The organism is Alloactinosynnema sp. L-07 (genome assembly GCF_900070365.1).
Lineage (GTDB): Bacteria > Actinomycetota > Actinomycetes > Mycobacteriales > Pseudonocardiaceae > Actinokineospora.
Map to the genome: position 1 here is coordinate 5,235,131 of NZ_LN850107.1, position 21,806 is coordinate 5,256,936.

17 protein-coding genes are annotated in these 21,806 nt (G+C 67.8%); 3 read left to right on the forward strand and 14 right to left on the reverse strand.

Translation table 11 applies throughout. The features are described 5' to 3' along the window. The first annotated feature begins 21 nt into the window (after positions 1-21). The 3 genes from BN1701_RS23520 to BN1701_RS23530 all read left to right on the forward strand — a co-directional run bounded on the left by BN1701_RS23520 (position 22) and on the right by BN1701_RS23530 (position 1,600). Positions 22-612, forward strand: coding sequence for a TetR/AcrR family transcriptional regulator (locus BN1701_RS23520; RefSeq protein WP_054052272.1), 591 nt, complete (start codon positions 22-24; stop codon positions 610-612). Between the two features lie 62 nt (positions 613-674). After that, the gene (locus BN1701_RS23525; protein ID WP_054052274.1) at positions 675-1,403 is read left to right on the forward strand and encodes an SDR family NAD(P)-dependent oxidoreductase; all 729 of its coding nucleotides are present in this window, start codon (positions 675-677) and stop codon (positions 1,401-1,403) included. Continuing rightward, positions 1,403-1,600, forward strand: a complete 198-nt coding sequence (locus BN1701_RS23530) for a 4-oxalocrotonate tautomerase family protein (RefSeq protein ID WP_054052276.1) — start codon at positions 1,403-1,405, stop codon at positions 1,598-1,600. Before BN1701_RS23525 ends, BN1701_RS23530 begins: the two co-directional genes overlap by 1 nt. A 30-nt stretch (positions 1,601-1,630) precedes the next feature. Here BN1701_RS23530 and BN1701_RS23535 read toward each other — a convergent pair whose 3' ends face one another. The 14 genes from BN1701_RS23535 to BN1701_RS23600 all read right to left on the reverse strand — a co-directional run bounded on the left by BN1701_RS23535 (position 1,631) and on the right by BN1701_RS23600 (position 21,614). Next, the gene (locus tag BN1701_RS23535) at positions 1,631-2,167 is read right to left on the reverse strand and encodes a hypothetical protein (protein WP_054052278.1); all 537 of its coding nucleotides are present in this window, start codon (positions 2,165-2,167) and stop codon (positions 1,631-1,633) included. Positions 2,168-2,246: 79 nt separating this feature from the next. Then, positions 2,247-6,146, reverse strand: a complete 3,900-nt coding sequence (locus tag BN1701_RS23540; protein ID WP_054052280.1) for a DNA-directed RNA polymerase subunit beta' — start codon at positions 6,144-6,146, stop codon at positions 2,247-2,249. 101 nt (positions 6,147-6,247) lie between these two features. Further along, complete coding sequence (locus BN1701_RS23545) at positions 6,248-9,751, reverse strand: DNA-directed RNA polymerase subunit beta (protein ID WP_054052282.1); 3,504 nt, start codon at positions 9,749-9,751, stop codon at positions 6,248-6,250. 449 nt (positions 9,752-10,200) lie between these two features. Next, on the reverse strand, positions 10,201-11,163 hold the full coding sequence (locus tag BN1701_RS23550; RefSeq protein WP_054052284.1) for a hypothetical protein: 963 nt from the start codon (positions 11,161-11,163) through the stop codon (positions 10,201-10,203). Positions 11,164-11,199: 36 nt separating this feature from the next. Continuing rightward, positions 11,200-11,766, reverse strand: a complete 567-nt coding sequence (locus BN1701_RS23555; protein WP_054052286.1) for a hypothetical protein — start codon at positions 11,764-11,766, stop codon at positions 11,200-11,202. 31 nt (positions 11,767-11,797) lie between these two features. Then, the gene (locus tag BN1701_RS23560; RefSeq protein WP_054052288.1) at positions 11,798-13,063 is read right to left on the reverse strand and encodes an MCE family protein; all 1,266 of its coding nucleotides are present in this window, start codon (positions 13,061-13,063) and stop codon (positions 11,798-11,800) included. Continuing rightward, positions 13,063-14,250 (reverse strand): MCE family protein, encoded by a 1,188-nt coding sequence (locus tag BN1701_RS23565; RefSeq protein WP_054052290.1) that lies wholly within the window; start codon positions 14,248-14,250, stop codon positions 13,063-13,065. Before BN1701_RS23565 ends, BN1701_RS23560 begins: the two co-directional genes overlap by 1 nt. After that, a complete protein-coding gene (locus BN1701_RS23570) occupies positions 14,250-15,440 on the reverse strand; it encodes an MCE family protein (RefSeq protein WP_054052292.1) in 1,191 nt (396 codons plus the stop codon). Before BN1701_RS23570 ends, BN1701_RS23565 begins: the two co-directional genes overlap by 1 nt. Further along, positions 15,437-16,429, reverse strand: a complete 993-nt coding sequence (locus tag BN1701_RS23575; protein ID WP_054052294.1) for an MCE family protein — start codon at positions 16,427-16,429, stop codon at positions 15,437-15,439. Before BN1701_RS23575 ends, BN1701_RS23570 begins: the two co-directional genes overlap by 4 nt. Further along, the gene (locus BN1701_RS23580; protein ID WP_054052296.1) at positions 16,426-17,460 is read right to left on the reverse strand and encodes an MCE family protein; all 1,035 of its coding nucleotides are present in this window, start codon (positions 17,458-17,460) and stop codon (positions 16,426-16,428) included. Before BN1701_RS23580 ends, BN1701_RS23575 begins: the two co-directional genes overlap by 4 nt. Next, positions 17,457-18,809, reverse strand: a complete 1,353-nt coding sequence (locus BN1701_RS23585) for an MCE family protein (RefSeq protein ID WP_054052298.1) — start codon at positions 18,807-18,809, stop codon at positions 17,457-17,459. The genes BN1701_RS23580 and BN1701_RS23585 overlap by 4 nt, the downstream gene beginning before the upstream one ends. After that, positions 18,806-19,645: an ABC transporter permease gene (locus BN1701_RS23590; protein ID WP_054052300.1), complete on the reverse strand. Its 840-nt coding sequence runs from the start codon at positions 19,643-19,645 to the stop codon at positions 18,806-18,808. The genes BN1701_RS23585 and BN1701_RS23590 overlap by 4 nt, the downstream gene beginning before the upstream one ends. Positions 19,646-19,647: 2 nt before the next feature. Then, positions 19,648-20,436, reverse strand: a complete 789-nt coding sequence (locus tag BN1701_RS23595; RefSeq protein ID WP_231949683.1) for an ABC transporter permease — start codon at positions 20,434-20,436, stop codon at positions 19,648-19,650. Beyond that, entirely contained in the window at positions 20,433-21,614 is a 1,182-nt protein-coding gene (locus BN1701_RS23600; protein ID WP_054052303.1) for an ABC transporter ATP-binding protein, read from the reverse strand. Before BN1701_RS23600 ends, BN1701_RS23595 begins: the two co-directional genes overlap by 4 nt. Positions 21,615-21,806 lie beyond the last annotated feature (192 nt).

The window sequence follows — 21,806 nt, forward strand, 5'->3', positions numbered from 1 at the left end:
ACCGGTCGTATTGTCGGTGGCATGGCGCGACCACGGCTCAGCGAGGGCACCCGGCTACGGCTGCTCGACGCGAGCGCGAACGCCTTTCTCAGGCAGGGGTACCACGGCACCGGCCTGAAGGACCTGCTCGACAGCGTGGAGATCCCGAAGGGCTCGTTCTACAACTACTACCCCAGCAAGGAAGCCCTCGGCGTGGCCACGATCGAACACACCCAGCGGTGCACCGCCGAGACCCTGGCCGCGGCGCTGGACGGCGCGGCCGACCCGGTCAGCGGCGTTCGGGCGTTCTTCGAGATCCAGATCGCCGGGTTCGAGCGGACCCGGTTCGAGGGCGGCTGCCTACTGGCCAACCTCGCGGGCGAGCTGGACGAGAGCCAGTCCTGCCGCACCGCGCTGGCGACAGCCTTCCTGAGCTGGCGAAACGGCATTCGGGACGCGCTGGCGGACGGCCAGCGGCTGGGGCTCGTCCGCGACGACGAGGACGCCGCCGACCTGGCCGACATGCTCATCGAGTCCTGGGAGGGTGCGGTCATCAGGATGAAGGTCGACCAGTCCGCCGAGCCCCTGCGCAAGTGCCTGCGCAGGTTGCTCGACGGATATTTCCGCCCCTGAGCCCTCTCTTTTTTTGCCCCAATTCCAAGACGACTGGTCGTCTTGTCAACCAAGGAGCACTCATGTCCACCGCGATCATCACCGGCGCCTCCAGCGGCATCGGCCTCGACGTCGCCCGCGCCTACGTCAAGCGTGGCGGCAACGTCGTCATCAACGGCCGCGACGCCGCCAAACTCGCCGACGCCGCCGCGGGCCTCGGCGCCCCCGCCCAGGTCGCCGCCGTGGCGGGCGACATCGGCGCGGCGTCGACCGGCGCGGCCCTCGTCCAGGCGGCCGTCGAGCGGTTCGGCGGGGTCGACGTGCTGGTCAACAACGCGGGAATCTTCGGCGTGAAGCCGTTCGTCGATGTCACCGAGGACGAACTCGACGGCTACCTCGGCATCAACCTCAGAGGCACCTACCTGACCACCCAGGCCGTGGTGCGGCGGATGGCCGCGCAGGGCACCGGCGGCAGCATCGTCAACATCGGCACCGTCTTCGTCGACCACGCCAAGACCGGCGTCCCCGCGTCGGCGCCCCTGGCCGCCAAGGGCGGCGTGCACGCGCTGACGGTCAGCCTGGCCGCCGAGCTGGCGCCGCTGGGCATCCGGGTCAACCTGGTCGCCCCCGGCATCATCCGCACCCCGCTGCACCAGGGCTTCGACGTCGACGACCTGGCCGGGCTGGCCCTGCTCGACCGGGTCGGCGAGGTCGCCGAGACCACCGACGCGGTGCTCTACCTGGTCGACTCGGGCTTCATCACCGGCCACATCCTCAACCTCGACGGCGGCTATGTCTCCGGGCGGGCCTGATGCCCTACGTCAACATCAAGATCACCAGGGACGGCGCGACCAAGGCACAGAAGGCCCAGCTGATCAGCGGGGTCACCGAGTTGCTGCGCGAGGTACTCGGCAAGGACCCGTCGCTCACCTTTGTGGTGGTCGACGAGGTGGAGACCAGCGACTGGGGTGTCGGCGGCCGCACCGTCGAGGACATCCGCGAATCCTGAGTGGACTGAGGGCGGGCGAGCCGCCCGCCCTCAGTCGTTCCGGCGCCGGGGGCGTTCCGGGATGGACCTGTCCAGGTCGTCGGCCGGGAGCCCGATCGCCCGCCGGACCCGCCGTCGCGCGGAGATCAGCATGTGGGCGTAGCAGAGTCCGTCGCTGGGCTCGTGCAGCAGTTCCATCTCTTCCTCGTCCAAGCGGGCCAGCGCCATCTCGAACATCCGCAGCGCCCACTGGAGTTCGCCGCGCTCCTCCATCAGTTCGCCCGCCAGCTCGAACGGCCCAGGGGCCGACGGCAGCTCCCGGCAGAGGGCTTCCAGCTGCGCGTGGGCCTCAGGCAGCCATTCGAGATCGAAGAAGACGTCGGCCATCGTGACCCGCGCGTAGCCCGCGTCGTCACCGCCGAGCGCGGCGGCCTCCATCAGCAGTTCGATGGCCCGGTTGGTGGCGCCCGCGCGGTGCCAGTGCTCTCCGGCCTCCACGAGGAGTTCCCCGCGCCGATCCGGTTCCCTGGCGATCTGGGCTTCCAGTTGCTTGGCGTATCGAGCGTCTGGTCCGGCGAAGAATGTCACCAGACAACGGTACTGCGAAAACAGGCGAAGCCCTGGAACCAAAGGGTTCCAGGGCTTCACCCGATAGAGCTACTTCGCGCTAGCGGTAGTCGCGCCCGAAGTCGTAGTCGTCCAGCGGAACGGCGGCACCGGTGCCCGCACCGAACACATCCGGGGTGTAGTAGCCGTCGTCGTAGGACGGGATCGCGTACGCCGCGACCCTGGCCTCTTCGGTCGGCTGGACCTGGATGTTGCGGTACTTGTTGATGCCCGTACCAGCCGGGATCAGCTTACCGATGATCACGTTCTCCTTCAGGCCCACGAGCTTGTCGCTGCGGCCGTTGATGGCCGCGTCGGTCAGCACGCGAGTGGTCTCCTGGAAGGAGGCCGCCGACAGCCACGAGTCGGTCGCGAGCGACGCCTTCGTGATACCCATCAGCACCGGACGGCCGGACGCGGGCTCGTTGCCCGCGGCGACGACCCGACGGTTCTCCGCCTCGAACACGGCGCGCTCGATGAGAGCGCCGGGCAGGAATTCGGCGGCACCGTTGTCGAGGATGGTCACCCGGCGCAGCATCTGCCGGACGATGACCTCGATGTGCTTGTCGTGGATCGACACACCCTGGGCGCGGTAGACCTTCTGGACTTCCTCGACGAGGTGGAGCTGCGCCTCGCGGGGACCCATGACGCGCAGGACCTCGTGCGGGTCCCGGGTGCCTTCCAGCAACTGCTGGCCGACCTGCACGTGGTCACCGTCAGACAGCGGGCCGGTCGGGGTGCCCGCGAGCCGCTGACGCTTGGACAGCTTCTCGAAGATGATCTCCTCGCTGCCGTCGTCCGGCGTGAGGGTGATCTTCCAGAAGCGGTCGCCGTCCTCGATCCGCACGCGGCCGTCGACGTCGGCGATGGGCGCCTTGCCCTTCGGCACGCGGGCCTCGAACAGCTCCTGGACACGCGGCAGACCGGTGGTGATGTCGTCTCCAGCCACACCACCCTGGTGGAAGGTACGCATCGTCAGCTGCGTGCCAGGCTCACCGATGGACTGCGCGGCGACGATGCCGACCGCCTCGCCGATGTCGACGAGCTGACCGGTGGCCATCGAACGGCCGTAGCAGGTGGCGCAGACGCCGACCGCGGCCTCACAGGTCAGGACCGAGCGGACCTTGACCTTCGAGACACCCGACGCGAGCAGCATGTCGATCGCCGGGTCGCCGAGGTCGTCGGCCCGGTTCATCAGCACGTTGCCGTCGGAGTCCTTGACGTCGTCGGACACGCAGCGGGCGTAGACGCTGGTCTCGACGTGCTGGGCGCGGAAGACCTTGCCGTCCGTGCCTTCCTCGCCGAGCGGCATCACGACGCCGCGGGTGGTGCCGCAGTCGACCTCGCGGACGATGACGTCCTGCGAGACGTCCACCAGACGACGGGTCAGGTAACCCGAGTCGGCGGTGCGCAGCGCGGTGTCGGCCAGACCCTTGCGGGCACCGTGGGTGGCGATGAAGTACTCCAGCACCGACAGGCCTTCACGGAAGTTGGCCTTGATCGGTCGCGGGATGAACTCACCACGCGGGTTGGTGACCAGACCGTTCATGCCCGAGAGCTGACGGATCTGGGTCATGTTGCCCGCCGCGCCCGACTTCACGATCGTGGGGATCGGGTTGTCGTCGGGGTAGTTGTCCTCCATGGCCTTGGCGACCTCTTCGGTCGCGTTGCTCCACACCTTGACGAGCTCGTTGTTGCGCTCGGTGGCGGAGAGCTGACCACGCTGGTACCGCTTCTCGACGGTGTCGGCCTTCTTCTCGTATTCCTCGAGAATCCCGGCCTTGGCGGGCGGCACGATGACGTCGGACATGGCGATGGTGACACCCGAGCGGGTGGCCCAGTAGAAGCCCGCGTCCTTGAGCTTGTCGAGGGTCTGCGCGACCTTGACCATCGGGTACCGCTCGGCGAGGTCGTTCACGATCGCGGCCTGACGCTTCTTCGGCATCGGCTCGTTCATGAACGGGTAGTCCGGCGGCAGCAGCTCGTTGAACAGCACGCGGCCCAGGGTGGTCTCGGCCAGCCATGGCTGACCCGGGGTCCAGTCCTCCGGCTGCATGCCGGGGCCGGGGGTCCGGTCCTTGATGCGGATCTTCACCATCGACTGCAGGCCGATGACCTTGCGGTCGAAGGCCATGATCGCCTCGGCGGGCGAGGAGAACGCCAGGCCCTGGCCCAGCCCGTCCTCCTTGAGGCGGGTCAGGTGGTACAGGCCCGTGACCATGTCCAGACGCGGCATCGCCAGCGGGCGACCCGACGCCGGGGACAGGATGTTGTTCGACGACAGCATCAGGATGCGGGCCTCGGCCTGCGCCTCGGCCGACAGCGGCAGGTGGACCGCCATCTGGTCACCGTCGAAGTCGGCGTTGAACGCCTCACAGACCAGCGGGTGCAGCTGGATGGCCTTGCCTTCCACCAGCTGCGGCTCGAAGGCCTGGATGCCGAGGCGGTGCAGCGTGGGCGCACGGTTCAGCATGACCGGGTGCTCGGTGATGACCTCTTCGAGCACGTCCCACACGGCCGGGCGCGCGCGCTCGACCATCCGCTTGGCGGACTTGATGTTCTGCGCGTGGTTGAGGTCGACCAGCCGCTTCATGACGAACGGCTTGAACAGCTCCAGCGCCATCGCCTTGGGCAGACCGCACTGGTGCAGCTTGAGCTGCGGGCCGACGACGATGACCGAACGGCCCGAGTAGTCGACTCGCTTGCCGAGCAGGTTCTGGCGGAACCGGCCCTGCTTGCCCTTGAGCAGGTCGGACAGCGACTTGAGCGGGCGGTTGCCGGGCCCGGTGACCGGGCGGCCGCGGCGGCCGTTGTCGAACAGCGCGTCGACGGCCTCCTGCAGCATCCGCTTCTCGTTGTTGACGATGATCTCGGGCGCGCCGAGGTCGATCAGTCGCTTCAACCGGTTGTTGCGGTTGATCACGCGGCGGTACAGGTCGTTCAGGTCGGAGGTGGCGAAGCGGCCACCGTCGAGCTGGACCATCGGGCGCAGGTCCGGCGGGATCACCGGGACGCAGTCGAGCACCATGCCCATGGGCGAGTTGCGGGTCGCCTGGAACGCCGCGACGACCTTGAGCCGCTTGAGGGCGCGGAGCTTCTTCTGCCCCTTGCCGTTGCGGATCGTGTCGCGCAGGATGTCGGCCTCGGCGTCGACGTCGAAGTCGCGCGCCAGGGTCTGGATGGCCTCGGCGCCCATCGAGCCGGTGAAGTAGTCGCCGTAGCGGTCGATCAGCTCGCGGTAGAGCAGCTCGTCGGCGATGAGCTGCTTGATGTCGAGCTTGGTGAAGGTCGACCAGATCTCGTCGAGCCGGTCCAGCTCACGCTGGGCGCGGTCGCGGAGCTGGCGCATCTCCCGCTCGCCGCCCTCCTTGACCTTGCGGCGCACGTCGCTCTTGGCGCCCTCGGCCTCAAGCTGTGCGAGGTCGGCTTCGAGCTTCTGGGCGCGGCCCTCGATGTCGGCGTCACGCTTGTTCTCGACCTGCTTGCGCTCGACGCCCATCTCCGACTCCAGCGTCGGGAGGTCGTTGTGGCGCAGCTCGGTGTTCACCGAGGTGATGACGTACGCGGCGAAGTAGATGATCTTTTCGAGATCCTTCGGCGCCAGGTCGAGCAGGTAGCCCAGGCGCGACGGGACACCCTTGAAGTACCAGATGTGGGTGACCGGGGCGGCCAGCTCGATGTGCCCCATGCGTTCACGCCGCACCTTGGCGCGCGTCACCTCGACGCCACAGCGCTCACAGATGATGCCCTTGAAGCGGACGCGCTTGTACTTGCCGCAGTAGCACTCCCAGTCCCGGGTGGGGCCGAAGATCTTCTCGCAGAAGAGGCCGTCCTTCTCGGGCTTGAGGGTGCGGTAGTTGATCGTTTCGGGCTTCTTGACCTCACCAAAAGACCACTGCCGAATGTCGTCCGCAGTCGCAAGGCCGATACGCAATTCGTCGAAGAAGTTGACGTCCAGCACGTCGGTTCCTTCTCCCCTTCTTTGTTACAGCACGAAAATGGGGGGATCAGTGCCTGCCCGCCGGGAGAGGTTTCCGGTCTCTCCCGGCGGCGGCAGCGAGGTCAGTTGACGATGTCGTCGACCGAAGCCGACTCGTTGCGGGAGAGGTTGATACCCAGGTTCGCCGCAGCGCGCTCCAGGTCCTCGTCGTCCCCGTCGCGCATCTCGATGGCGGCGCCGTCGCTCGACAGCACCTCCACGTTCAGGCACAGCGACTGGAGCTCCTTGAGGAGCACCTTGAAGGACTCCGGGATGCCCGGCTCCGGGATGTTCTCGCCCTTGACGATCGCCTCGTAGACCTTGACGCGACCGAGCACGTCGTCGGACTTGATCGTCAGCAGCTCCTGCAGCGTGTAGGCCGCGCCGTAGGCCTGCATCGCCCAGCACTCCATCTCACCGAAGCGCTGGCCACCGAACTGGGCCTTACCGCCGAGCGGCTGCTGGGTGATCATCGAGTACGGGCCGGTCGAGCGAGCGTGGATCTTGTCGTCGACCAGGTGCAGCAGCTTGAGGATGTACATGTAGCCGACCGAGACCGGGTACGGGTACGGCTCGCCGCTGCGACCGTCGAACAGCGTCGCCTTGCCGTCCTCCTTGACCATCCGCACACCGTCGCGGTTGGGCATGGTGGAGCCGAGCAAGCCAGTGATCTCGTCCTCGCGGGCACCGTCGAACACCGGCGTGGCGGTGTTCGTGTCGGGCTCGACCTCGTAGAGCTCCTCGGGGAGCTTCGAGGCCCAGTCCGGGTTGCCGTCGATCTTCCAGCCCTGTTTGGCGATCCAGCCCAGGTGCGACTCCATGATCTGCCCGATGTTCATACGACGGGGCACACCGTGGGTGTTCAGCACGACGTCGACCGGGGTGCCGTCCTCCAGGAACGGCATGTCCTCGACCGGCAGGATCTTGCCGATGACGCCCTTGTTGCCGTGGCGGCCCGCGAGCTTGTCACCGTCCTGGATCTTGCGCTTCTGGGCCACGTAGACCCGGACCAGCTCGTTGACGCCGGGGGGCAGCTCGTCCTCGTCCTCACGGGAGAAGACGCGGATGCCGATGACCTTGCCGGTCTCGCCGTGCGGGACCTTCAGCGACGTGTCGCGGACCTCGCGGGCCTTCTCACCGAAGATCGCGCGCAGCAGGCGCTCCTCCGGGGTCAGCTCGGTCTCGCCCTTGGGCGTGACCTTGCCGACCAGGATGTCGCCCGCGCCGACCTCGGCACCGATGCGGATGATGCCGCGCTCGTCCAGGTCCGCCAGGACCTCCTCGGAGACGTTCGGGATGTCCCGGGTGATCTCCTCGGCGCCCAGCTTGGTGTCGCGCGCGTCGATCTCGTGCTCGTCGATGTGGATCGAGGTGAGCACGTCGTCCTGCACGAGGCGCTGCGACAGGATGATCGCGTCCTCGTAGTTGTGGCCCTCCCACGGCATGATCGCCACGAGCAGGTTCTTGCCGAGCGCCATCTCGCCGTCTTCGGTGCACGGCCCGTCGGCGATGACCTGACCGGCCTCGACGCGGTCGCCCTCGGCGATGATCGGCTTCTGGTTGATGCAGGTGCCCTGGTTGGACCGGCGGAACTTGTGCATCCCGTAGGTCTGGCGGGTGCCGTCATCGGCCATGACCGTGATGAAGTCGGCGGAGAGCTCCTCGACCACACCGGCCTTGGCCGCGGTGACCAGGTCGCCGCCGTCGACCGCGGCGCGCAGCTCCATGCCGGTGCCGACCAGCGGGGACTCGCTGCGCAGCAGCGGCACCGCCTGACGCTGCATGTTCGCGCCCATGAGGGCACGGTTGGCGGCGTCGTGCTCCAGGAACGGGATCATCGCGGTCGCGACCGACACCATCTGGCGCGGCGAGACGTCCATGTAGTCCACGTCGAACGGCTCGATGAACTCGACCTCGCCGCCCCGCTTGCGGACGAGGACGCGCTCCTCGGCGAAGTGGTTCTGGTCGTCGAGCGGCGCGTTCGCCTGGGCGATGACGTGCCGGTCTTCCTCATCGGCGGTCAGGTAGTCGATCTGGTCGGTGACCTGACCCTCGACGACCTTGCGGTACGGCGTCTCGATGAAGCCGAACGGGTTGACCCGCGCGTAGCTCGACAGCGAGCCGATCAGGCCGATGTTCGGGCCTTCCGGCGTCTCGATCGGACACATGCGGCCGTAGTGGCTGTGGTGGACGTCGCGGACCTCCATGCCCGCGCGCTCACGGGACAGACCGCCGGGGCCCAGCGCCGAGAGGCGGCGCTTGTGGGTCAGGCCCGCGACCGGGTTGGTCTGGTCCATGAACTGCGACAGCTGGGAGGTTCCGAAGAACTCCTTGATCGCGGCGACGACCGGGCGGATGTTGATCAGGGTCTGCGGCGTGATCGCCTCGACGTCCTGAGTGGTCATCCGCTCGCGGACCACGCGCTCCATGCGGGACAGGCCGACCCGGATCTGGTTCTGGATCAGCTCACCCACCGTGCGCAGGCGGCGGTTGCCGAAGTGGTCGATGTCGTCGACCTCGACCGGGATGTCGATCTTGTTGTCGCCCTCGCCCGCGATCATCGAGGTGTCGCCCGCGTGCAGGCGGACCAGGTACTCGATGGTCGTGACGATGTCGTCCTCGGTCAGCACGCCGGTGTTCGTCGGCAGCGCCAGCCCAAGCTTCTTGTTGATCTTGTACCGGCCGACCTTGGCCAGGTCGTAGCGCTTGTCCTTGAAGAACAGGTTCTCCAGCAGGGTCTGCGCGCTCTCCTTCGTCGGCGGTTCGCCCGGGCGCAGCTTGCGGTAGATGTCGAGCAGCGCCTCGTCGGTGCCCGCGGTGTGGTCCTTCTCGAGCGTGGCGAGCAGCGTCTCGGAGAAGTGGAACCGCTCGCGGATCGCCTCGGTGGTCCAGCCCAGCGCCTTGAGCAGCACGGTGACGGGCTGGCGGCGCTTGCGGTCGATGCGGACACCGACGGTGTCGCGCTTGTCGACGTCGAACTCGAGCCAGGCGCCGCGGCTGGGGATGACCTTGACGCTGAAGACGTCCTTGTCGGTGGTCTTGTCGATCGCCGTGTCGAAGTAGACGCCGGGAGACCGGACCAGCTGCGAGACCACGACACGCTCGGTGCCGTTGATGATGAACGTGCCCTTGTTGGTCATCACGGGGAAGTCACCCATGAACACCGTCTGGCTCTTGATCTCGCCAGTGGTGTTGTTGGTGAACTCCGCGGTGACGAACAGCGGCGCCGCGTAGGTCATGTCCTTGTCCTTGCACTCCTCGACGGAGGCCTTGACCTCGTCGAAGCGCGGGTCGGAGAAGGACAGGGACATGGAGCCGGAGAAGTCCTCGATCGGGGAGATCTCGTTGAGGACTTCCTCAAGGCCGCCGACAGGGTTCTCGTCACCGGCGTCGATGCGGCGCTGGAACCACATCTCGTTACCGGTGAACCACTCGAACGACTGGATCTGCAGGTCCAGCAGGTTGGGCGTACCCAGGGGCTCGCGGATCTTCGCGAAAGAAACCCGGCGAGGGGCTCCGGGGATACCCGAGTTCGAAGCAGTGGAGTTGGTCGCAGCAGTGGCCTTGGTCGCGCGGGAGACTGCCAAGATGCGTCCTTCCAGGACAGTGAGCGGTTGACAGTCACATGTACCGCTCGCGCTAGCAAGCTGTATACGCGCCTGTCAAGGGTGCCGTGGTGCCCAACATCCTAGCTCTTGGCAAAGGGCGTGCGGAAAGTGGGCAGCGCAAAGGGGCAGTCTAGCCACAAAACAGGCGACTGTCGAGGCCCGCGCTCACTCGGCCCTCCCGCTGGAAGTCCTGTCGGGTACCAGCGTGACCCCGGACGGTCGCTGAGTCAAGATGCCACGCCCGAGATTCCTCTTTTGCAGCAGTGCCAGCCCGCTCAGCGATAGGCGCTTGACCTGGGGAAACTCGTTTGCTACAAGCACCGAGCACCGCACGATGGCGCCTGCGGCACGATCGTCCGGCCCGACGTGGACCACTCCCATACCACCGGTTCAACGTCCACACGATGGCCGCGATCCGGTCGCCGGGTTCAGCAGGTGGGGGCGGCCTTGCCGTCAGGCAGCGGCTGGTCGAGCATGTCGAAGTCGGTGATCTTCCAGGCCCCATCGATCTTCTCCGCGCGGATGCCGAACTGGGCCCCGCTCGCGGTGGTCTGGTTCTGCTCGGTGCGCGTCGTGGACTGGTCTACGAACACCAGCAGGTCGGCCTTGTCGCCCTCAAGCCGCGTCACGCCGAGATCGCGGACCTTGGTGGTCAAGATCAGCTTCTGGGCGGGCGCCTGCTCCTTGAGCACGCCGAACAGCTTGTCGTACTCGCACACAGCGGTCCCGGCCAAGTGCTCCTTGACCGCCTTCGCCGTGGCGTCGAGGTCGGTGAAGTTGTAGGAGAGGGTCTTCTCGATGGCGACCGTCAGCTTGCCCTTGACCTCACTGGTCAAGGCGCTGTCGGTGAGAGCCCGATTGTTGCCGTCGGCCCCGCCGGTCAGCGAGTCGGCCTGGCCGCGGAACCAGATGGCGAGCCCGGCCAAGATCAACGCCACCACCCCGAGCGCGATGGCCAAGTTGATGGAACGGTTGCGCGCCGCGGCGGCGAGTTCCTCGATCGACCGCTCGTCGCGAGGCAGCACCCGAACCCCCGACCGCTGCTCGGCCGTCGTCAGATCAACCGGAACACTGCTTCCAGCCGCCCGCCGCTTCCCCGCGGGCCGCGGCGCGGGAACCGGCTCGTCGTCCTCAGCGACAGCTTCGACAGCAGGCTCTTCCTCGACACCGAGAACCGGCTCGGAGACGACCACCGACTCCTCCGCTTGGTGGACGTCCTCCCGCACCTCATCGCTCTCGAGAACACCGTCCTCGACTGACACGGGCTCGACCGGCTCCGGAGACTCGACCGGCTCGGTCGCGCTCGGGCGGTGCAGGCCCGCGACCCGGGGGCGGCGGGCGGGGGTCGTCGGCGGGGTGACCGGGCGGCGGCGGGACGGCGGGGTGGGCACGGTGGGACGGTCCTCTCGGCGATCAGGCGATCGAGGTCAGGCGGGCGTGAACGGGACGAAGCCAACACCGCTGAGCTTCCAGCCCGCGTCCGTGCGCTCCAGCGCACCCTGGATGCGCTGGTACTTCACCGTGGCGGGCTTGCCGTCCGGGGTCACGTCGATGCGGATGGCGGCGATGATCGTCGCCTTGCCCTCGCGGTCGCGCAGGTCGGTGATGGCTGACTTGAGTACCCGCGCCGTGGTGACCGTCTTTGCCTGTTCGATGGTCGACTTGCTGCTGGCCCGCCTGCCGACGACCTCGTCGTGCAGCGGGCCGACCGAGGCGTTGAGCCAGCGGTCGAGGTCCTCGTCGACCTTGCGGTAGTCCAGCGTGTTGAACGTGATGATCGCCTGCTCGCCGACCCTGGTGACCTCGTCGCGCATGCGGGACAGTTCCAGGTCGTCGTCGCCCGCGGCCTTCATCCAGGAGACGCCGAACCACAGGGCGGCGGCGGCGCTGACCACGACCAGGCCGAGGGCGATCAACACGAAGGCGCCCGGCCCGCGGCGGGGCTTCGGCTCCTCGTCGGTGACGTCGTCGGTACGCAGGTCCGTGCTGGTCATAACGCTCCAGGGTAGACGGAGAAGGGCGAGGTCAGGCAGGCAGCCCGAGCAGACCGGCGAGGCTGGTCAGTCCGCCGAGGCCGGGCTGGGTCAGGGTGCCGGGGATGCTGTTCTGCGCCATCGTCGCCAGTTCCTCGGCGCCGCGGTTCTCGTTGGCGGCGATCTGGTCCTGGCTCGGCGCGACCGGCTTGCCGCCGTACGGGGCGTTCTGCGAGCCGCGCACGTTGATCGGGCTGCCGACCGGCTCGGCGCAGTAGGCCTGCGAGTTCTCCGGGACGTCGGCCAGCTCGTTGCCGTCGCGACGGTCGGTGCCCTCGTAGCCGCGGGTGCAGGCGGGCGGGTCGAACAGGTTGAGTGCCAGGCCGAGGTGGGCGGTGCCGTCGCCGGGCACGACCGTCTTCGGACCGACCGCGACGATCGGGTAGGCCACCAGCGCCAGTTCCAGCCCGTCGACCCGGCTGACCAGGATGTTCGACGTGGTCAGCAGGTTGGCGAACACCGCGCCCAGCCCGTTGCCGGACTCACGCAGCAGGCCCGTGACGGCGTTGGCGGTGCCGGGGGTGGCCGCGATCAGGGTGCGGATCTGCGGGTCGGACACCCGCAGTTGCTCGGCCAGCAGCCGCAGGTCGCCCGCGAAGGAGCGGATGTTGCCCGACTGGGCGGCCTGGGTCTTCAGCACGACCCCGCCGTCCTCGATCAGCTTGATCGTCTGCGGCAGGTGCTCGCGGGCAGCGGCGGTGAAGGTCGCCGAGTTGTCGAGCAGGACCTGCAGGTCGTCGCCAGTCCCGGTGAACGCGCGCTCCAACTCGTCGACGACCGTGCGCAGCGAGTCGGTGGGGACCGAGGACGCCAGGCTTTCGAGGTCGCGGATGACCGAGTCCGTGCTGACCGGGGTCGTGGTCCGGTCCGCGGCGATGACCGAGCCCTCCTTGAGCGGCGCGCCGCCGTCCTGGCGCGGGCGCAGGTCGACGTACTGCTCGCCGACCGCCGAGCGGTTGGCGACCACGGCGTCGAGGTCGGCGGGGATCTCGGGTGCCGACGGGTCGATGTTCAGGTCGATGCGCATGCCGTCGTGGGTCAGCTTGATCTCGCCGACCCGGCCGACGTTCACGCCGCGATAGGTGACCTCGGCGTTGGTGAAGATGCCGCCGGACTCGACGAGGTCCATCTTCACCCGGTAGCCGTCGGCGCCGAACACGCGGCCGAGGTCGGTGAACCGGAACGCCGCGTACACGACAGCCACGACGGCGATCAAGAAGAACGCGATGAGCTGCAAGCGGACGGTCTTGGTGAGCATCAGGAACCGCCTCCCAGCAGCACGTCGAAGAGTCCGCCGAGGCCGCGGTCGGCGGACTGCGTGCCGGGCGTCGAGGTGGTGGACTGGCCGTTGAGCGAGGGCAGCGGCAGCGGCGCGGGCGCGTTGGACGGCACGCCGTCCTGGCCGCTGAGTCCGGGCAGGTGCAGGTCGTCGAGCGGGTTCTGCCTGCTGCGGCCCAGGTTGTCGATGACGTTCTGCAGGTTCAGGTCGATCTTGGCGTAGAGGTTGAAGTAGTCGCCCTTGACGCCCTTCACGGCCTGGTCGGTGAACGGGAAGGTCACCAGCAGCTCCAGGGCGTTGGGCAGGTCGTTGCCCGCCTCGCCGAGCTTCAGCAGCGTCGGGGTGAGCGCCTTGAGGTCGGCGACGAGGTCGGCCTGGCTCTTGTTCACCGTGTCGACGGCGACACCGGAGAGCGTGTCAAGGCTCTGCAGCATCGTGACGAGCTGCTGGCGCTGCTCGGTGAGCACCTTGAGGCCGGGGCCGATGTTGTCGATAACGCCGACGATCTGGTCCCGCTGCGCGTTCAGCGAGCTGGCGAGCCGGTTGATCCCGTCGATGGCCCTGGTGATGTCGGCCTTGCCCGCGTCGAGCTCGGTGACCATGGTGTTGACGTTGGTCAGCAGCGCGCGGATGTCGGTCTCGTTGCCCGCGAGCGCGTTGTTGAGTTCCTTGGTGATGGTCTGCAGCTGTTCGACGCCACCGCCGTTGAGCAGCAGCGACAGCGCGCCGAGGACTTCCTCGACCTCGGTGTTGCGGTTGGTCCGCTCCACCGGGATCAGCGCGCCCTCCGACAGGACGCCCTGGGCCTGGTCGCCAGGAGGGGCGCTCAGCTCGATGTACTTCTCACCGAGCAGGCTGGACTGGCGCAGCTTGGCCAGCGCGTTGGCGGGCAGCTCGACGTCGCGGTTGACCAGGACCGTCACCTCGGCGGTCCAGCCGTCCTCGGCGAAGCCGATCTGGTCGACCCGGCCGACCGCGACCTCGTTGACCTTGACCCCGGACTGCGGGACCAGGTCGAGCACGTCGCGCAGCTGGATCTTGACCGAGTACGGGTCCTCGCCAAGGTCGGCACCGCCGGGCAGCGGCAGGTCGTAGATGCCGGTGAAACCGCAGCCGGACAGCGTCAGCGCGGCGATACCGCCCACGGCCAGGAGTTTGAGCCTCATCAGTTGCCTCCCGAGCCGAACGCGTCCCCGGTCAGGGGCAGGGGCAGCGTCGGCAGCTTGCCGCTGCGCAGCCCTTCGATGACCTGCGCGGGCGACGGCAGCGGCACCAGGCCCTGGACGACCGGCGCGAGCTGGTTGCACACATCGGCCAGGGCCGGGGGCAGCCCGGCCGGGGTGCCCTGGCGGACCAGGTTGCAGACCGTGACGATCGGCGGCGTGGTCAGCTCGTTGATGTTGGCCCGCGCGTCGAGCGTGCCGGACGAGGCGTTGTAGGTGTTCACCACGTTGCTCAGTGCCAGCGGCGCGATGTCGAGGGTCTCGGCGAGGGCGGCGCGCTGGTCCACCAGGACCTGGGTGATCGTGGCCAGCTTGTCCACATTGGACTTGATCCGGCCGCGGTTGTCGTTGATGAACTGCTGCACGGAGCCCAGCGCGATCCCGAGCTGGTCGACCGCGGCGGCCAGGTTCGTCCGCTCGCCCGCCAGGAACTTCGCGGCCTCGGCGAGCTGGGCGTTGAACTGGCGCACCTGCTCGTCGCTGCCCGCCAGCGTGGTGGAGAACTTCTGCAGGTTGTCGATGGTGGCGAACAGGTCCTGCGAGTTGCCCGACAGCGTGGTGGACAGCTTGCTGAGGTCGGTGACGGTGTCGTTGACCGCCTGGCCGTTGCCGTCGAGGTTCTTCGCCAGCGTGTTGAGCAGGTCCGACAGCGCGCCGTCCTTGTTGACCCCGTTCGGACCGAGGGTGCGGCTGACCCGGCTCAGGCTGGCGTAGAGGTCGTCGACCTCCAGCGGCGCGGCCGTCCGGTCCTTCGGGATCACCGTGCCCGCGGCCATCTCCTCACCGCCGGTGAAGGCGGGGGTGAGCTGCACGTAGCGGTCGGAGACCAGCGACGGCGCCACGATGACGGCCTTGGCGTCGGCGGGGACCTTGACCGTGCGGTCGACGACCATGGTCACCTCGACCAGGTCGCCCTTGGGCGTCACCGTGTCGATCGTGCCGACCTTGACCCCGAGCACCCGCACGTCGTTGTGCTCGTAGAGGCCGACGACGTTGGGGAACATCGCGGTGTAGCGCTTCTCGTTGGCTTCCTTGAGCAGCCACCACAGCGCCGCGGCGACGAACAGCCCCAGCACACACACGATGGCGACGGTGCGCGCGAGATCCTTCCCGCCTTTGGTAGCAATGTTCATGATGGGTTCCCCAGACATCCCTGCTGGTTCAGCGGACCGAACGCGGGTGGCAGCAAGCCGCAGATGTAGTTGTCGAACCAGCGGCCCGAGCCGATCGCGTTGTTGAACTGGCGCGCGAACGGGGCGAACTTCTTGATGCCCTCGGCCAGCGAGGTCTGGTTGCGCTGCAGCATGGCGGTCAGCTGGTCCAGGCTCTGCAACACCGGGCCGAGCTGGCCGTTGTTGTCGGCGACCAGGCCCTGTAGTTCCGTGGCCAGGGTCTGGGTGCCGGTCAGCAGCGCGTCGATCGCCTTCTTGCGGTTGTTGATCTCGCCAAGCAGCAGGTTGCCGTCGGTGAGCAGCTTGACCACCTCGGCGTCGCGGTCGGCGAGGGTCTGGCTGATCTGCTTGGTGTTGTTCAGCAGGGTGGCCAGTTCCTGGTCACGCGAGGAGATGGTGTGCGACAGCGACTGCAGGCCGGTGAGCGCGCCCTTCACCTCGTCCGGGGTGTCGGCGAAGGTCTCGGCGATCACCTCGAAGCTCTTGGCGAGCTGGACGGTGTCGACCTCGTTGACCGTCTCGGCCAGGCCGCGGAAGGCCTCTAGGACGTCATAAGGGGCCATGGTCCGCTCGCGCGGGATGCGGGTGCCCGGGTCGAGCACCTCGGTGCCGTCTGGTTCCAGGGAGAGGAACTTCTGGCCGAGCAGCGTCTTGATCTTGATCTCGGCTCGGGAGCGGTCGCCCACCCACGCGTCCTTGACCTTGAACCGGACGACCACCTTGTCCCCGTCGAGGTCGACGTCGGAGACCTTGCCGACCTTGATGCCCGCGACACGTACCTCGTCGTCGGGCTGGATGCCCGCGGCCTCGGTGAACTCGGCGCTGTAGGTCGTGCCGCCGCCGATGACCGGCAGCTCGTCGGAGTTCACCGCGGCGACCATGAGCAGGCCGATGGTGACCAGGCTGACGATGCCGATCGGGATCGGGTTGCGGGACCGGAACGGCTTCACGACAGACACCTCGCCTGGTTCGCTGGCAAGATCGGGATGTTGATCGGTGTGCTGATCAGACCCGGGATGCCGATGTCACCGGTGGCCTCGCAGAGGAAGAAGTTGAACCAGGAGCCGTAGCTGACCGTGCGAGTCAGCGTGCTGAGCTTGGTCGGCATGAACTGGATGAAGTGCTCGACGGTCTTCTCGTTGGCGTTGAGGTTGCTGGTGAGGTGGCCGAGCGCGGCGATGTCCTGCTTGAGCGGCTCACGGGCCTGCTGGAGCAGCCCCGAGGTGCTGGTGGCCAGCCCGCCGAGCGCGTCGATGGCGTCACCGATCGGCTTGCGGTCCTCGGCCAGGCCGCTGACCAGCTGCTGAACCTGCACGATCAGCTGCGAGAGCTGCTCGCCGCGGGAGTTGACCGCGCCGAGGACCCCGTTGAGGTTGGTGATCACCTCGCCGATCACCGCGTCCTTGTCGGCGATGGCTGTGGTCAGCGACGCGGTGTGGGCCAGCAGGTTCTCCACCGTGCCGCCCTCCCCCTGCAGGACCGTGATCAGCTCGTACGACAGCTTGTTGACGTCGTCGGGCGACAGCGCGCGGAACAGCGGCTTGAAGCCGTTGAACAGTTCGGTCAGGTCCAGCGCGGGCCGGGTGCGCTCCAGCGGGATGTTGTCGCCCGGCTTGAGCACGGCGTTGGGGTCGAAGCCCGCGCCCTGGGTCAGCGAGATGTAGCGCTGGCCGACCAGGTTGCGGAACTTGATCGTGGCCGTGACCGACGCGGGCAGCTTGCGGCCGGACGCGACGGAGAACTTGACCTGCGCCTGCTTGCGGTCGGCGACCGAGACCTCCTCGACCTGGCCGACCCGCACACCCGCGATGCGCACGTCGTCGCCGGGCAGCAGCAGCGTCGCGTCGGTGAACCGGGCCGTGTAGGACTCGGTCGAGCTGAGGTTGGTGTTGGCGATGCTGATCGCCAGCACGCCGGTCGCGGCGATCGTGATCGCCATGAACAGGGCCAGTTTGATCAGCGGGGCGGCGAGACCTCTCATTGGAAGCTCACCTCCGCGCCGCGGAAGGCCGGGCCGAGCAGCAGCGTGCTCCACGACGGCACCTGGTCCGGGCTCAAGCCCATGCCCGGGGCGATCAGCTGGGACACGAAGGCGATCTCCTGCGGCGAGTTGGGCAGTCCGAGCCCGTCGGCGCCCGCGCCGTTGGGGGTCGTGTACTGCGCGGTGTTCGATCCGGGCAGCAGACCGTCCTGCGCTGGGCGGGCCGCGGGCGGCATCGACGCGCCGTCCTTGAGCGGGCCGTCCGGCGGGGTCTGCGGGAACGGCTGCGGGAACTGGGCGAAGTCGTAGCAGCGCGGTCCGCGGTCCTCTTCGTAGCGCGGCTCGTCCTTGCCCGGCTTGTACGGGCCGCGGTTGACCGTGACCTCGATGGTGGCGTGCAGGCCGGGCTTGTTGGTGCCGATGCCCAGCGCCTGGTTGACCACCTGCACGCCCTCGGTCATCAGCTTGAGCAGGCACGGGTACTCCGGGGAGTACCTGGCCAGCGTCTCCAGCGTCGGACGGGCGGAGTCGGCGAGTTGGATCAGGTTGGCGCTGTTGGCGCGCAGGAACGACTCCAGGTCGCGGGCCGCGGTGGTGGTCGAGGCGAACAGCAGGTCGAGGTTGGCGCGCTGCTCGGCGACGGTCTTGGAGGTGACCGTCAGGTCGGTGAGCGCGGCGACGAGGTCCGGGGTGACGTCGCCGTAGGTCTCGCTGACCGTGGCCAGGCTGCGCAGGTCCTCGCGCAGCTGAGGCAGGTGCGGGTTGATGTCGCCGACGAGTTCGCCGAGGTCGGCCAGGGTGGTGCCCAGGTCCTTGCCGCGGCCCTGCAGCGCGGTCGAGATCGCGGTGAGCGTGCTCGACAGCTTCTGCGGCTGCACCGCCTGCAGCACCGGCAGCAGGCTCTCGAAGGCCTGCTCCAGTTCCACGGCCTTGATCGTTTTGTCCTGCTTGATGTTGTCGCCTGCACTCAGCGAGTCGGCGGCGGCCTGCTCGGGGATCTGCAGCGACACATAGCGCTCGCCGAACAGCGTCTTGGGCAGGAACCGAGCCGCGACGTTGCTGGGGATCACGTCGATCTTCTCGGGATCGATGGCGAGATCCAGCACGGCGCCGTCGGCCGTCGGGGTGATCTTGCGGACCTCGCCGACGACCAGGCCGCGGACCTTGACGTCGGAGTGCACCGCGAGCTGGTTGCCGACCTTGTCGGTGGTCAGGGTGACCTTGGCGACCGGGGTGAACGCCTTGTTGTACATCGCGATACTCAGGGCGACCAGGCCGATGATCACCGCGATGAACGCCAGGCCCAGGAGCCTGCGCCGGATCGTCTTGCCGAGGCTTCGCGTGCTCATCCCGCGATCCTCACTGTCGTGGTGGTGCCCCAGATCGCGAAGCCGATGAAGAAGTTCACCAGCGCGACGGTCACGATCGTGGTCCGCACCGCGCGGCCGACGGCGATACCCACGCCCGCGGGGCCGCCGCTGGCGTTGTAGCCGTAGTAGCAGTGGGTCAGGATGATGATGATCGCGAAGATCAGCACCTTGCCGAAGGACCAGAACACGTCCTCAGGTGGCAAGAAGAGATTGAAGTAGTGGTCGTAGGTGCCCGCCGATTGGCCATAGAAATAGACCGTGATCGTTCTGGACGCCAAATACGACGACAGCAAACCGATGATGTAGAGCGGGATGACCGCGATGAAGCCCGCGATGATCCGGGTGGTCACCAGGAACGGCAGGCTGGGCACGGCCATGACCTCGAGCGCGTCGATCTCCTCGGAGATCCGCATGGCGCCGAGCTGCGCGGTGAAGCCGGAGCCGACCGTCGCCGACAGCGCCAAGCCCGCCACCAGCGGCGCGACCTCGCGGGTGTTGATGTAGGCCGACGCGAAACCGGAGAAGGCCGCGGTGCCGATCTGGTCGAGGGCGGCGTAGCCCTGCAGGCCGACGACGATGCCGGTGAACACGGTCAGGCCGACCATGACCCCGACGGTGCCGCCGATGACCGCGAGCGCGCCGCTGCCGAAGCTGACCTCGGCCAGCAGCCGCATGGTCTCGCGCATGTAGCGGCGCAGCGCGCGCGGGATCCACGCCAGCGCGCGGATGTAGAACGAGAGCTGGTCGCCGAGGTTGTCGAGCGTCTGGAGTGGACGGTCGACGACCTTCTTGGCGGTGTCGGTCACGGAGGCCATGATCAGCTCCCCTTAGCCGGGACGACCGTGAGGTAGACCGCGGTCAGCACGAAGTTGACGAAGAACAGCAGCAGGAAGGTGATGACGACGGACTGGTTCACCGCGTCGCCGACGCCCTTCGGGCCGCCCTTCGGGTTGAGGCCGCGGTAGGCGGCCACGACACCGGCGATGAACCCGAAGATCAGCGCCTTGAGCTCGGAGATCCACAGGTCGGGCAGCTGCGCCAGGGCCGAGAAGCTGGCCAGGTAGGCGCCGGGCGTGCCGCCCTGCAGTACGACGTTGAAGAAGTAGCCACCCATCACGCCGACGACGCTGACCAGGCCGTTGAGCAGCACCGCGACGAGCATCATCGCGAGCACGCGGGGCACGATCAGCCGCTGTACCGGGGAGACGCCGAGCACCTCCATGGCGTCGATCTCCTCGCGGATGGTCCGCGAGCCGATGTCGGCGCAGATCGCCGACCCGCCCGCGCCCGCCACCAGCAGCGCGGTCACCAGCGGCGCAGCCTGCTGGATGATCGCCAGCACGCTGGCCGCGCCGGTGAACGACTGCGCGCCGAGTTGCACGATCAGCGTGCCCAGTTGCAGCGCCACGATCGCGCCGAACGGGATGGCGACCAGCGCGGTCGGCAGGATCGTGACGCTGGCGATGAACCAGCATTGCTGGATGAACTCACGGGCCTGGAACGGCCGCCGGAAGACGTTGACCACTACGTCGAGACCGAGCGCGAACAGGCGCCCGGTCTCCCGAAGTGCCCCGGCTCCGGGGAAGTTGGCGGTCGCGGTGGTCACTTTCCACCGCCGGGCGGCTGCGGCCATGACGACTCGGGCAGCCGAGCCACCTGGGTGTCGGAGAGGTCGCCGTGGAAGCTCTGCGGCGGGTCGCCCACCGGACGCGGCGCCTGCCGGGGAACCGGCTGCGGCCGGTGCGCGTTGACCGACTGCGGGGCGGGCTTCAGGTGCGAGTGCACGTTGTAGCGGGCGCGCTCCTCGTCGGTCAGCGACTGGATGATGCCTTCCTGCGCCGCCGGCGGCAGCGTGTGCAGGATGCGCATGACGCGGTCCTTGCGTCGGCGAACGCCCTGGCGGACCGGCATGCCCGGGGTCGGCTCGATCTGCGGGACGACACCACGCAGGTCCTCATCCGACGACCCGTCAGAGTGCCCGGCGTCGGCGTGCGCCTGCTCGCGGGCCATCTGGGCGGCGTCCTTCTCCTCGGACATGCCGATCGGCCCGAGCCGACGACCGTTGAGGAACTGCTCCACCACGGGCTCGTCACTGGTCAGCAACACCTCGCGCGGACCGAACATGACCAATTCCTTGCGGAACAACATGCCCAGGTTGTCCGGCACCGTGCGCGCCAGGTTGATGTTGTGCGTGACGATGAGAATGGTGGCGTCGATCTGCGCGTTCAGATCGATAAGCAACTGCGACAGATACGCCGTGCGGACCGGGTCCAGACCCGAGTCCGGCTCGTCACACAGAATGATCTCCGGGTCAAGAACCAACGCCCGCGCCAGACCCGCACGCTTGCGCATACCGCCGGAGATCTCACCGGGAAGCTTCTTCTCGGCGCCTTGCAGACCGGTCAACTCAAGCTTGTCCAGCACGATCCGCTTGATCTCGGCCTCGGACTTCTTCGTGTGCTCACGCAACGGGAACGCCACGTTGTCGAAGAGGTTCATCGACCCGAACAGCGCGCCGTCCTGGAAGAGGACGCCGAAGAGTTTGCGCGTCTCGTAGAGCTTGGCTTCGCTGCATGTGACGATGTCGACGCCGTTGATGACGCACTTGCCGCGGTCGGGCTTGAGCAGGCCGATCATCGACTTGAGGAAGACGGACTTGCCAGTACCCGACGGGCCGAGCATCACCGACACCTCACCTGGGGGCAAGGTCAAAGTGACATCCCGCCAGATGGCCTGCTTACCGAAGGACTTGGTCAGACCCTCGATGACCACCTCGGCGCCCATCGAACCTCCCGGAACTCAGCTCCACCGACCGCTCCGCCTGCGTGAACGGTGTCTTCCATGCAACGACGGCGGACCCTCCGGGTTACTGGAGAAGTTACCGACGAGTTGGGAACGTACCTGGATGGGCCTTGCCGCACGAATCCGGGTATGACCTAGCGCACAGTTAGTAGTCCTGACCTGCGGGTCACGGCG

What these genes read in the sequence shown, in the direction of transcription:
- BN1701_RS23520 (WP_054052272.1), top strand. Translation starts at nt 22, where the DNA reads ATGGCGCGACCACGGCTCAGCGAGGGCACCCGGCTACGGCTGCTCGAC.
- BN1701_RS23525 (WP_054052274.1), top strand. Translation starts at nt 675, where the DNA reads ATGTCCACCGCGATCATCACCGGCGCCTCCAGCGGCATCGGCCTCGAC.
- BN1701_RS23530 (WP_054052276.1), top strand. Translation starts at nt 1,403, where the DNA reads ATGCCCTACGTCAACATCAAGATCACCAGGGACGGCGCGACCAAGGCA.
- BN1701_RS23555 (WP_054052286.1), bottom strand. Translation starts at nt 11,766, where the DNA reads ATGACCAGCACGGACCTGCGTACCGACGACGTCACCGACGAGGAGCCG.
- BN1701_RS23560 (WP_054052288.1), bottom strand. Translation starts at nt 13,063, where the DNA reads ATGCTCACCAAGACCGTCCGCTTGCAGCTCATCGCGTTCTTCTTGATC.
- BN1701_RS23565 (WP_054052290.1), bottom strand. Translation starts at nt 14,250, where the DNA reads ATGAGGCTCAAACTCCTGGCCGTGGGCGGTATCGCCGCGCTGACGCTG.
- BN1701_RS23570 (WP_054052292.1), bottom strand. Translation starts at nt 15,440, where the DNA reads ATGAACATTGCTACCAAAGGCGGGAAGGATCTCGCGCGCACCGTCGCC.
- BN1701_RS23580 (WP_054052296.1), bottom strand. Translation starts at nt 17,460, where the DNA reads ATGAGAGGTCTCGCCGCCCCGCTGATCAAACTGGCCCTGTTCATGGCG.
- BN1701_RS23585 (WP_054052298.1), bottom strand. Translation starts at nt 18,809, where the DNA reads ATGAGCACGCGAAGCCTCGGCAAGACGATCCGGCGCAGGCTCCTGGGC.
- BN1701_RS23590 (WP_054052300.1), bottom strand. Translation starts at nt 19,645, where the DNA reads ATGGCCTCCGTGACCGACACCGCCAAGAAGGTCGTCGACCGTCCACTC.
- BN1701_RS23600 (WP_054052303.1), bottom strand. Translation starts at nt 21,614, where the DNA reads ATGGGCGCCGAGGTGGTCATCGAGGGTCTGACCAAGTCCTTCGGTAAG.